This is a genomic window from Shigella sp. FC1567, from assembly GCF_001743015.1.
GTDB lineage: Bacteria > Pseudomonadota > Gammaproteobacteria > Enterobacterales > Enterobacteriaceae > Escherichia > Escherichia coli.
The window spans coordinates 1-12,150 of record NZ_MIIV01000041.1; the positions used below are offsets into that span (position 1 = coordinate 1).

General features: G+C 50.6%; 10 protein-coding genes and 3 pseudogenes. 8 read left to right on the plus strand and 5 right to left on the minus strand.

Annotated elements, in window-relative coordinates; all coding sequences use genetic code 11:
- The coding region (locus BHE85_RS03465) for an IS1 family transposase (RefSeq protein WP_146628063.1) at nt 1–262 on the minus strand (262 nt) is incomplete at its 3' end.
- Nucleotides 263–316: 54 nt separating this feature from the next.
- Here BHE85_RS03465 and BHE85_RS27180 point away from each other — a divergent pair.
- A pseudogene (locus tag BHE85_RS27180) lies at nt 317–598 on the plus strand (Nif3-like dinuclear metal center hexameric protein); the annotation flags it as partial.
- Between the two features lie 59 nt (nt 599–657).
- On the opposite strand, the gene pyk reads toward BHE85_RS27180, so the two are convergent.
- Nucleotides 658–2,100 (minus strand): pyruvate kinase, encoded by a 1,443-nt coding sequence (gene pyk, locus BHE85_RS03475; RefSeq protein ID WP_000091148.1) that lies wholly within the window; start codon nt 2,098–2,100, stop codon nt 658–660.
- A 127-nt stretch (nt 2,101–2,227) separates the two neighbouring features.
- Nucleotides 2,228–3,097 carry a DNA-binding transcriptional regulator HexR gene (gene hexR / locus BHE85_RS03480; protein ID WP_001056706.1) on the minus strand — a complete coding sequence of 290 codons (870 nt, stop codon included), beginning with the start codon at nt 3,095–3,097 and terminating at the stop codon, nt 2,228–2,230.
- Nucleotides 3,098–3,434: 337 nt separating this feature from the next.
- Here hexR and zwf point away from each other — a divergent pair, with 337 nt between their 5' ends.
- The 3 genes from zwf (at nt 3,435) to kdgA (ending at nt 7,634) form a co-directional block, all read left to right on the plus strand.
- Nucleotides 3,435–4,910 carry a glucose-6-phosphate dehydrogenase gene (gene zwf, locus BHE85_RS03485; RefSeq protein WP_000301720.1) on the plus strand — a complete coding sequence of 492 codons (1,476 nt, stop codon included), beginning with the start codon at nt 3,435–3,437 and terminating at the stop codon, nt 4,908–4,910.
- 234 nt (nt 4,911–5,144) lie between these two features.
- Complete coding sequence (edd, locus tag BHE85_RS03490) at nt 5,145–6,956, plus strand: phosphogluconate dehydratase (RefSeq protein ID WP_001069475.1); 1,812 nt, start codon at nt 5,145–5,147, stop codon at nt 6,954–6,956.
- A gap of 36 nt (nt 6,957–6,992) precedes the next feature.
- Nucleotides 6,993–7,634: a bifunctional 4-hydroxy-2-oxoglutarate aldolase/2-dehydro-3-deoxy-phosphogluconate aldolase gene (gene kdgA, locus BHE85_RS03495; protein ID WP_000800512.1), complete on the plus strand. Its 642-nt coding sequence runs from the start codon at nt 6,993–6,995 to the stop codon at nt 7,632–7,634.
- Between the two features lie 55 nt (nt 7,635–7,689).
- Here kdgA and purT read toward each other — a convergent pair whose 3' ends face one another.
- On the minus strand, nt 7,690–8,868 hold the full coding sequence (purT, locus tag BHE85_RS03500; RefSeq protein WP_000173497.1) for a formate-dependent phosphoribosylglycinamide formyltransferase: 1,179 nt from the start codon (nt 8,866–8,868) through the stop codon (nt 7,690–7,692).
- 133 nt (nt 8,869–9,001) lie between these two features.
- On the opposite strand from purT, the pseudogene yebG reads away from it, so the two are divergent.
- The 4 genes and pseudogenes from yebG to BHE85_RS03520 all read left to right on the plus strand — a co-directional run.
- Nucleotides 9,002–9,296: pseudogene (gene yebG / locus BHE85_RS03505) on the plus strand (DNA damage-inducible protein YebG).
- 66 nt (nt 9,297–9,362) lie between these two features.
- Nucleotides 9,363–9,719 (plus strand): protein YebF, encoded by a 357-nt coding sequence (gene yebF / locus BHE85_RS03510; protein WP_001295500.1) that lies wholly within the window; start codon nt 9,363–9,365, stop codon nt 9,717–9,719.
- A gap of 325 nt (nt 9,720–10,044) precedes the next feature.
- Complete coding sequence (locus tag BHE85_RS03515) at nt 10,045–10,704, plus strand: tellurite resistance TerB family protein (RefSeq protein ID WP_000024738.1); 660 nt, start codon at nt 10,045–10,047, stop codon at nt 10,702–10,704.
- 208 nt (nt 10,705–10,912) lie between these two features.
- Nucleotides 10,913–11,899, plus strand: a pseudogene (locus BHE85_RS03520) (oligopeptidase B); the annotation flags it as partial.
- Nucleotides 11,900–11,923: 24 nt separating this feature from the next.
- Here BHE85_RS03520 and BHE85_RS03525 read toward each other — a convergent pair.
- Nucleotides 11,924–12,150 (minus strand): IS3 family transposase (locus BHE85_RS03525; protein WP_146628266.1); only part of this gene is annotated, 227 nt, incomplete at its 5' end.

Consider the following 12,150-nt stretch of genomic DNA (forward strand, 5'->3'; position numbering starts at 1 on the left):
CTGAGTTTTTTAAGTGACGTAAAACCGTGTTGAGGCCAACGCCCATAATGCGTGCACTGGCGCGACATCCGATGCCATTCATGGCCATATCAATGATTTTCTGGTGCGTACCGGGCTGAGAGGCGGTGTAAGTGAACTGTAGTTGCCATGTTTTACGGCAATGAGAGCAGAGATAGCGCTGATGTCCGGCAGTGCTTTTGCCGTTACGCACCACGCCTTCAGTAGCGGAGCAGGAAGGACATCTGATGGAAATGGAAGCCACGCAAGCACCTTAAAATCACCATCATACACTAAATCAGTAAGTTGGCAGCATTACCAAGCCAGAGTAGTCAGAACTGTTGGCATTGGGGCAGGCTGTTTTTGTGATCCAATACAATATATGGAATATCAGGCTGATTATTATATTACGATTAACGATTCAATTAAAACATGGGTGCAGACACAATACTCCAAAGATAGTGGCTTACCGATGGCAGTTATTGGACATAGTGTTGCAGAGGAAGCGGGTATGCGACGTCTTGCAAGCTATTTAGATCTCCATTCAGGCTATCCCTGTATTCATTTTACAGGGGGCTGTGATTATGATTGGATTGAATAAGTAGTCCTAATTTATGTGTTGCTAAATACCCCGGCCATCAGCGGCCGGGGCAGGTGAGATTACTCTACCGTTAAAATACGCGTGGTATTAGTAGAACCCACGGTACTCATCACGTCGCCCTGGGTGACAATCACCAGGTCACCAGACATCAAGTAACCTTTATCGCGCAGCAGATTAACCGCTTCGCTGGCAGCTGCTACGCCGTCATTAGCGCTATCAAAGTGCACCGGCGTAACGCCACGATAGAGAGCAGTCAGGTTCAGCGTACGTTCATGGCGCGACATGGCGAAAATTGGTAGACCAGAGCTGATACGGGAGGTCATCAGCGCGGTACGACCCGATTCGGTCATGGTAATAATCGCCGTAACGCCTTTCAGGTGGTTAGCTGCGTACATTGCTGACATGGCAATAGCTTCTTCCACATTGTCGAACTGAACGTCCAGACGGTGTTTAGAAACGTTGATGCTCGGGATTTTTTCCGCACCCAGGCAAACGCGCGCCATGGCTGCAACAGTTTCTGACGGATACTGCCCTGCGGCAGTTTCTGCAGACAGCATCACAGCGTCAGTACCATCCAGAACGGCGTTTGCTACGTCCATGACTTCTGCACGCGTCGGCATCGGGTTAGTAATCATTGACTCCATCATCTGGGTCGCCGTGATTACCGCTCGGTTTAGCTGACGCGCACGACGGATCAACGCTTTCTGAATGCCGACCAGTTCCGGGTCGCCAATTTCCACACCGAGGTCGCCACGTGCAACCATTACCACGTCAGAGGCGAGGATGATGTCATCCATTGCATCCTGGCTGCAAACGGCTTCCGCACGTTCAACCTTGGCAACAATTTTCGCATCACATCCTGCATCGCGTGCCAGGCGACGGGCATAGTTCAGATCTTCGCCACAGCGTGGGAAGGAGACAGCCAGGTAATCTACGCCAATCAACGCCGCAGTCTTAATGTCTGCTTTGTCTTTTTCGGTCAGCGCTTCAGCCGACAAACCGCCGCCAAGTTTGTTGATACCTTTATTGTTGGAGAGGGGACCACCGACGGTGACTTCGGTGAACACTTTCATGCCCTGAACTTCCAGTACTTTTAACTGGACGCGACCATCGTCCAGCAGCAGGATGTCACCAGGCACGACGTCAGCAGGCAGGCCTTTGTAGTCGATACCGACTTTTTCTTTGTCGCCTTCACCTTTACCCAGGTTGGCGTCGAGCAGGAATTTATCCCCAATATTGAGGAAAACTTTGCCTTCTTTAAAGGTGGATACACGGATTTTGGGCCCCTGGAGGTCACCCAGAATAGCCACATGACGCCCCAGTTTTGCGGCAATCTCACGAACTTTATCCGCGCGCATTTTGTGATCTTCAGGCGAGCCGTGAGAAAAGTTCATACGTACAACGTTGGCACCCGCCGCGATAACTTTTTCAAGATTATTATCGCGATCTGTTGCTGGGCCTAACGTGGTAACGATTTTTGTTCTGCGAAGCCTTCTGGACATGTAATACTCCGTTGACTGAAACAACCAGGTGTTGCTTGAACATGAAATCCGAATGAAATAACGCCGCGATGGCGATAAATTAATCTCATTCGGATGTCGTATAAGATTAGGACAGTGACAGTCGTTTTTAGCGATCGTCACTTAAATTAAGTAACTGCTTATCAAAACGCGATTCCTTCAGCGCTTCCTTGACCCGCTTCAAGTTATCTCTGAATTTTGCACCGCGTCGCAAAGTAAATCCTGTCGCCAGCACATCTATCACGGTCAGCTGTGCAAGTCGAGAAACCATGGGCATATAAATGTCAGTATCTTCCGGTACGTCGAGGGTAATTGCCAGCGTTGCTTCCCGGGCGAGCGGGGTACCCGCAGAGGTGAGGGCAATCACCATTGCGTCGTTTTCGCGAGCCAGCTGCGCCAGCTCGACCAGATTTTTTGTTCTTCCAGTGTGAGAAATCAGCACCACCACGTCTCCGTCGCTACAATTCATACAACTCATGCGTTGCAGCACGATATCATCGGAGTACACCACCGGAACATTAAAACGAAAGAACTTATTCATCGCATCGTGGGCAACGGCGGCTGAAGAGCCTAATCCGAAAAAGGCGATTTTTTTTGCCTGAGTGAGCAAGTCGACGGCGCGGTTGATGGCAGATTTATCCAGTGAATGACGGACATGATCAAGCGTTGCCATTGCGGACTCAAATATTTTCCCTGTGTATGATTCAACGCTGTCATCTTCATTGACATTGCGATTAACATAGGGAGTGCCATTCGCCAGACTCTGTGCCAGATGAAGTTTAAAATCAGGAAAACCGCGCGTGTCCATGCTGCGACAGAAACGATTCACCGTCGGTTCGCTAACATTGGCTTCCAGTGCCATAGCAGCAATACTCGAATGGATCGCGTTATCGGGCGAAGCCAGAATGACCTCGGCAACTTTGCGCTCTGATTTGCTCAAATGTTCCAGCTGAGACTGGATTTTTTCCAGCATATTCATGATGTAAAGAGACTCACGGGTAATGACGATTTCCGCACTGAAAGAAATCGAAATGCAGTTTTGTCAGATATTACGCCTGTGTGCCGTGTTAATGACAAAAGCAGATAAAAAAGTTGTTATTTTTTTTCATAACATGATCAGTGTCAGATTTTTACCGAATGGAAAACGATGATTTTTTTATCAGTTTTGCCGCGCTTTGCGCGCTTTTCCCGTAATCGCACGGGTGGATAAGCGTTTACAGTTTTCGCAAGCTCGTAAAAGCAGTACAGTGCACCGTAAGAAAATTACAAGTATACCCTGGCTTAAGTACCGGGTTAGTTAACTTAAGGAGAATGACATGGCGGTAACGCAAACAGCCCAGGCCTGTGACCTGGTCATTTTCGGCGCGAAAGGCGACCTTGCGCGTCGTAAATTGCTGCCTTCCCTGTATCAACTGGAAAAAGCCGGTCAGCTCAACCCGGACACCCGGATTATCGGCGTAGGGCGTGCTGACTGGGATAAAGCGGCATATACCAAAGTTGTCCGCGAGGCGCTCGAAACTTTCATGAAAGAAACCATTGATGAAGGTTTATGGGACACCCTGAGTGCACGTCTGGATTTTTGTAATCTCGATGTCAATGACACTGCTGCATTCAACCGTCTCGGCGCGATGCTGGATCAAAAAAATCGTATCACCATTAACTACTTTGCCATGCCGCCCAGCACTTTTGGCGCAATTTGCAAAGGGCTTGGCGAGGCAAAACTGAATGCTAAACCGGCACGCGTAGTCATGGAGAAACCGCTGGGGACGTCGCTGGCGACCTCGCAGGAAATCAATGATCAGGTTGGCGAATACTTCGAGGAGTGCCAGGTTTACCGTATCGACCACTATCTTGGTAAAGAAACGGTGCTGAACCTGTTGGCGCTGCGTTTTGCTAACTCCCTGTTTGTGAATAACTGGGACAATCGCACCATTGATCATGTTGAGATTACCGTGGCAGAAGAAGTGGGGATCGAAGGGCGCTGGGGCTATTTTGATAAAGCCGGTCAGATGCGTGACATGATTCAGAACCACCTGCTACAAATTCTCTGCATGATTGCGATGTCTCCGCCATCTGACCTGAGCGCAGACAGCATCCGCGATGAAAAAGTGAAAGTACTGAAGTCCCTGCGCCGCATCGACCGCTCCAACGTACGCGAAAAAACCGTACGTGGGCAATATACTGCGGGCTTCGCCCAGGGCAAAAAAGTGCCGGGATATCTGGAAGAAGAGGGTGCGAACAAGAGCAGCAATACAGAAACCTTCGTGGCGATCCGCGTCGACATTGATAACTGGCGCTGGGCCGGTGTGCCATTCTACCTGCGTACTGGTAAACGTCTGCCGACCAAATGTTCTGAAGTCGTGGTCTATTTCAAAACACCTGAACTGAATCTGTTTAAAGAGTCGTGGCAGGATCTGCCGCAGAATAAACTGACTATCCGTCTGCAACCTGATGAAGGCGTGGATATCCAGGTACTGAATAAAGTTCCTGGCCTTGACCACAAACATAACCTGCAAATCACCAAGCTGGATCTGAGCTATTCAGAAACCTTTAATCAGACGCATCTGGCGGATGCCTATGAACGTCTGCTGCTGGAAACCATGCGTGGTATTCAGGCACTGTTTGTACGTCGTGATGAAGTGGAAGAAGCCTGGAAATGGGTAGACTCCATTACTGAGGCGTGGGCGATGGACAATGATGCGCCGAAACCGTATCAGGCCGGAACCTGGGGACCCGTTGCCTCGGTGGCGATGATTACCCGTGATGGTCGTTCCTGGAATGAGTTTGAGTAATATCTGCGCTTATCCTTTATGGTTATTTTACCGGTAACATGATCTTGCACAGATTGTAGAACAATTTTTACACTTTCAGGCCTCGTGCGGATTCACCCACGAGGCTTTTTTTATTACACTGACTGAAACGTTTTTGCCCTATGAGCTCCGGTTACAGGCGTTTCACTCATAAATCCTCTGAATGAAACGCGTTGTGAATCATCCTGCTCTGACAACTCAATTTCAGGAGCCTTTATGAATCCACAATTGTTACGCGTAACAAATCGAATCATTGAACGTTCGCGCGAGACTCGCTCTGCTTATCTCGCCCGGATAGAACAAGCGAAAACGTCGACCGTTCATCGTTCGCAGTTGGCATGCGGTAACCTGGCACACGGTTTCGCTGCCTGCCAGCCAGAAGACAAAGCCTCTTTGAAAAGCATGTTGCGTAACAATATCGCCATCATCACCTCCTATAACGACATGCTCTCCGCGCACCAGCCTTATGAACACTATCCAGAAATCATTCGTAAAGCCCTGCATGAAGCGAATGCGGTTGGTCAGGTTGCGGGCGGTGTTCCGGCGATGTGTGATGGTGTCACCCAGGGGCAGGATGGAATGGAATTGTCGCTGCTAAGCCGCGAAGTGATAGCGATGTCTGCGGCGGTGGGGCTGTCCCATAACATGTTTGATGGTGCTCTGTTCCTCGGTGTGTGCGACAAGATTGTCCCGGGTCTGACGATGGCAGCCCTGTCGTTTGGTCATTTGCCTGCGGTGTTTGTGCCGTCTGGACCGATGGCAAGCGGTTTGCCAAATAAAGAAAAAGTGCGTATTCGCCAGCTTTATGCCGAAGGTAAAGTGGACCGCATGGCCTTACTGGAGTCAGAAGCCGCGTCTTACCATGCGCCGGGAACATGTACTTTCTACGGTACTGCCAACACCAACCAGATGGTGGTGGAATTTATGGGGATGCAGTCGCCAGGCTCTTCTTTTGTTCATCCGGATTCTCCGCTGCGCGATGCTTTGACCGCTGCCGCTGCGCGTCAGGTTACACGCATGACCGGTAATGGTAATGAATGGATGCCGATCGGTAAGATGATCGATGAGAAAGTGGTGGTGAACGGTATCGTTGCACTGCTGGCGACCGGTGGTTCCACTAACCACACCATGCACCTGGTGGCGATGGCGCGCGCGGCCGGTATTCAGATTAACTGGGATGACTTCTCTGACCTTTCTGATGTTGTACCGCTGATGGCACGTCTCTACCCGAACGGTCCGGCCGATATTAACCACTTCCAGGCGGCAGGTGGCGTACCGGTTCTGGTGCGTGAACTGCTCAAAGCAGGCCTGCTGCATGAAGATGTCAATACGGTGGCAGGCTTTGGTCTGTCTCGTTATACCCTTGAACCATGGCTGAATAATGGTGAACTGGACTGGCGGGAAGGGGCGGAAAAATCACTCGACAGCAATGTGATCGCTTCCTTCGAACAACCTTTCTCTCATCATGGTGGGACAAAAGTGTTAAGCGGTAACCTGGGCCGTGCGGTTATGAAAACCTCTGCCGTGCCGGTTGAGAACCAGGTGATTGAAGCGCCAGCGGTTGTTTTTGAAAGCCAGCATGACGTTATGCCGGCCTTTGAAGCGGGTTTGCTGGACCGCGATTGTGTCGTTGTTGTCCGTCATCAGGGGCCAAAAGCGAACGGAATGCCAGAATTACATAAACTCATGCCGCCACTTGGTGTATTATTGGACCGGTGTTTCAAAATTGCGTTAGTTACCGATGGACGACTCTCCGGCGCTTCAGGTAAAGTGCCGTCAGCTATCCACGTAACACCAGAAGCCTACGATGGCGGGCTGCTGGCAAAAGTGCGCGACGGGGACATCATTCGTGTGAATGGACAGACAGGCGAACTGACGCTGCTGGTAGACGAAGCGGAACTGGCTGCTCGCGAACCGCACATTCCTGACCTGAGCGCGTCACGCGTGGGGACAGGACGTGAATTATTCAGCGCCTTGCGTGAAAAACTGTCCGGTGCCGAACAGGGCGCAACCTGTATCACTTTTTAAGACGACAAATTTGTAATCAGGCGAGAGAAAACTCTGATGAAAAACTGGAAAACAAGTGCAGAATCAATCCTGACCACCGGCCCGGTTGTACCGGTTATCGTGGTAAAAAAACTGGAACACGCAGTGCCGATGGCAAAAGCGTTGGTTGCTGGTGGGGTGCGCGTTCTGGAAGTGACTCTGCGTACCGAGTGTGCAGTTGACGCTATCCGTGCTATCGCCAAAGAAGTGCCTGAAGCGATTGTGGGTGCCGGTACGGTGCTGAATCCACAGCAGCTGGCAGAAGTCACTGAAGCGGGTGCACAGTTCGCAATTAGCCCGGGTCTGACCGAGCCGCTGCTGAAAGCTGCTACCGAAGGGACTATTCCTCTAATTCCGGGGATCAGCACTGTTTCCGAACTGATGCTGGGTATGGACTACGGTTTGAAAGAGTTCAAATTCTTCCCGGCTGAAGCTAACGGCGGCGTGAAAGCCCTGCAGGCGATCGCGGGTCCGTTCTCCCAGGTCCGTTTCTGCCCGACGGGTGGTATTTCTCCGGCTAACTACCGTGACTACCTGGCGCTGAAAAGCGTGCTGTGCATCGGTGGTTCCTGGCTGGTTCCGGCAGATGCGCTGGAAGCGGGCGATTACGACCGCATTACTAAGCTGGCGCGTGAAGCTGTAGAAGGCGCTAAGCTGTAAAAGTCAAAACGCCCGATCTACGATCGGGCATTTTTGTAGCGTTTTTTTGCCGGGTTTAACCCTGTACTTTTACCTGTCCGGCGGCGTGCTTCGCGCGTTCAATGGCGTCAACAACACTCTCAGCGGTCGCCAGCGCAACACCCAGACGACGGCTGCCATCAATTTCCGGCTTACCAAATAAACGAATCTGCAAATCTGCGCCTACGGCATTCTGCACATTATCAAACGTGACATTCTGACTGGTCAGTTGTGGCAGAATAACGGCAGAAGCTGCAGGACCATACTGACGGATCCCGCCAACCGGAAGTCCGAGGAAGGCACGTACATGCAGGGCAAACTCTGAAAGATCTTGAGAAATTAACGTCACCATCCCGGTATCATGTGGACGAGGGGAGACCTCACTGAAAATCACCTCATCACTACAGACAAACAGCTCGACACCAAACAGACCATAACCGCCCAGTGCCAGCACCACTTTACGGGCAATCTCCTGCGCACGTTCAAGGGCAAGCGGGCTCATTTGCTGTGGTTGCCAGGATTCACGGTAGTCGCCATCTTCCTGGCGATGACCTACCGGTGCACAGAAATGGACGCCATCCACCGCGCTGACGGTTAGCAAGGTAATTTCGAAGTCAAACTTAACGACGCCTTCAACAATTACGCGGCCCGCTCCGGCGCGACCGCCTTGCTGAGCGTACTTCCATGCCTGAGCAAGTTGCTCTGCAGAACGAATAAACGTCTGCCCCTTGCCGGAAGAGCTCATCACCGGTTTTACAATGCAGGGATAGCCAATGTCAGCAACCGCCTCGCGGAAAAGGCTTTCGCTATCGGCAAAACGATAAGTGGAAGTGGGCAGCTGCAGCTCTTCTGCCGCCAGGCGACGGATACCCTCGCGATTCATCGTTAATTTCGTTGCGCGAGCGCAGGGGACAACATTCAGTCTTTCCTCTTCAAGTTGGATCAGCATATCGGTGGCAATAGCTTCGATCTCCGGCACGATATAATGTGGTTTTTCCAGTTCAACCACACGGCGTAATGCATCACCATCAAGCATATTAATGACATGGGAGCGATGCGCGACATGCATGGCTGGTGCGTCGGCATAGCGATCGACGGCAATCACCTCTACGCCGAGACGCTGGCACTCGATTGCCACTTCTTTACCCAGTTCACCGGAGCCTAATAACATCACGCGAGTTGCTGCCGGACGCAGCGCAGTGCCTAATAACGTCATAACGAATATCCCCTGATTAATTCCGCGCGCAGTATAAACGAAAACGTTTGCGTGTGTCTTTATTGTTGATTTTGATTTCTCAACCGAAAAGAAATATACTGTATAAAATCACAGTTATTATGAGAGGCTGCAAATGGCGGTTGAAGTTAAATACGTAGTCATTCGTGAGGGCGAAGAGAAAATGTCGTTTACCAGCAAAAAGGAAGCCGATGCTTATGACAAAATGCTTGATACGGCGGATCTGCTTGACACCTGGCTGACTAATTCTCCAGTGCAAATGGAAGACGAGCAACGTGAAGCCCTTTCGCTATGGCTGGCAGAACAAAAAGATGTGCTGAGCACCATTCTGAAAACCGGCAAATTACCGTCCCCACCCACAGGTCGTCGGTGCTGAATCCGAAGAGGAAGATGCCTCACACGCGGCCTGAAGCAACTTGCGCTCCTGACAATTTGTACCATGCTTTCTCCTGAATCATTGTGCTATGGAGAAAAACATGAAAAAAAGAGGGGCGTTTTTAGGGCTGTTGTTGGTTTCTGCCTGCGCATCAGTTTTCGCTGCCAATAATGAAACCAGCAAGTCGGTCACTTTCCCAAAGTGTGAAGGTCTGGATGCTGCCGGAATTGCCGCGAGCGTAAAACGTGATTATCAACAAAATCGCGTGGCGCGTTGGGCAGATGATCAAAAAATTGTCGGTCAGGCCGATCCCGTGGCTTGGGTCAGTTTGCAGGACATTCAGGGTAAAGATGATAAATGGTCAGTACCGCTAACCGTGCGTGGTAAAAGTGCCGATATTCATTACCAGGTCAGCGTGGACTGCAAAGCGGGAATGGCGGAATATCAGCGGCGTTAATGGCTTCTGATAATTCGATTGACCGTTGGCGGATGCGGCGCGAGTGCTTGTCCGCCCCAGAACGCACCACAATCGTAGGCCTGAGAAGACGCAACAGCGTCGCATCGGGCAATCAGCATCAAACAATGCCACTCAAAACGACAAACTACTTTCACCTAAAATACCCTTATCACCTGATATACAGTAAATACCTTACCTGGCGCGAATTTCTTTGAATAACGGCCTACCGCCCCGCTTATTTGCGCATCTTTTGTCTCGATATACATTTTCTGACATCCTCATCCGCTATGCTACAGGCACTAAAAATGGTTATTGAGGAGCAAATATGGCTAACTGGTTAAATCAACTGCAATCCCTGCTTGGGCAAAGCAGTTCTTCTATCTCCTCGTCTGCGGATCAGGGATTGGGCAAACTGTTAGTGCCAGGCGCATTAGGCGGACTGGCTGGGCTGCTGGTCGCAAATAAATCAGCACGTAAACTTCTTACGAAATATGGCACCAACGCGTTACTGGTTGGCGGCGGAGCGGTAGCGGGTACGGTGCTGTGGAATAAATACAAAGATAAAATTCGCGCGGCGCATCAGGACGAACCGCAGTTTGGCGCGCAAAGTACGCCGCTGGATGAGCGTACAGAACGTTTGATCCTTGCGCTGGTCTTTGCCGCTAAAAGTGATGGTCATATTGATGCCAAAGAACGTGCGGCAATCGACCAGCAATTGCGTGAAGCCGGCGTGGAAGAGCAGGGGCGTGTACTCATTGAGCAGGCAATCGAACAACCGCTGGATCCACAACGCTTGGCTACCGGGGTCCGCAATGAAGAAGAGGCGCTGGAAATCTATTTCCTGAGTTGCGCGGCTATTGATATTGACCATTTTATGGAACGCAGTTACCTGAATGCACTGGGTGACGCGCTGAAAATCCCCCAGGATGTTCGTGACGGCATTGAACGCGATCTCGAACAGCAAAAACGCACTTTGGCGGAATAATTCCGCTCTCTGGATAGCCTGAAGTTGACTATTTCGGGCTATCCAGAATCGCACAGCCATTTGAACAGGCTGATTTTCTCTGTCTGCATAACATTCGATATCCGCGCCATTACCTGTCATCATCTAAGCAATGACTCCCCTGTTTCGCTTGCATCCCCGGTGAGTTTTGCCACCCTTATAAGATGTTTCAACCAGAAAGAACAATAACATGCTACCAAAAGCCGCCCGCATTCCCCACGCCATGACGCTTCATGGCGATACGCGCATCGATAATTACTACTGGCTGCGGGACGATACGCGTTCTCAGCCAGAAGTCCTGGACTACCTGCAACAAGAAAATAGTTACGGTCATCGGGTGATGGCCTCACAACAAGCCTTGCAGGATCGCATCTTAAAGGAAATCATCGACCGCATTCCGCAACGAGAAGTTTCTGCGCCCTACATCAAAAATGGCTACCGCTATCGGCATATTTATGAACCAGGCTGTGAATATGCTATCTACCAGCGTCAATCGGCATTCAGTGAAGAGTGGGATGAGTGGGAAACATTGCTCGATGCCAATAAGCGCGCAGCTCATAGTGAGTTTTATTCGATGGGCGGAATGGCGATTACGCCCGATAACACCATTATGGCGCTGGCAGAAGATTTTCTTTCCCGACGCCAGTACGGCATTCGTTTTCGTAATCTGGAAACTGGTAACTGGTACCCGGAACTGCTGGATAACGTTGAACCCAGCTTTGTCTGGGCAAATGACTCCTGGACTTTCTACTATGTTCGCAAGCATCCGGTGACGCTGCTGCCTTATCAGGTCTGGCGTCACGCCATCGGTACGCCAGCATCGCAAGATAAACTGATCTACGAAGAAAAAGACGATACCTATTACGTCAGCCTGCATAAAACGACCTCGAAGCACTATGTAGTCATTCATTTGGCCAGCGCCACCACCAGTGAAGTTCGCCTGCTGGACGCGGAAATGGCCGATGCCGAGCCGTTTGTTTTTCTGCCGCGCCGCAAAGATCACGAATACAGCCTTGATCACTACCAGCATCGGTTTTATCTGCGTTCCAACCGCCACGGCAAAAACTTTGGCTTATACCGTACCCGCCTGCGTGATGAGCAACAGTGGGAAGAGTTAATTCCGCCACGCGAAAACATCATGCTGGAAGGGTTTACGCTGTTTACCGACTGGCTGGTTGAGGTGTACTGGCAATAGCGGACACTACCATTTGTTCTTTTTTTGAGCAGTCATCTGATGATATTTTTCCCTGAAGGCTGCCGGGGAGATATTCCCCAGACGAGAGTGACGACGCTGACGATTGTAGAAAATCTCAATGTATTCCCGTATTACTGAGATGGCTTCATCCCGGTTATTAAAACGATAGTGGCTCAGGCTCTCATTTTTCAGCGTTCCCCAGAAGCTTTCCATCGGAGCGTTGTCGTAACAGT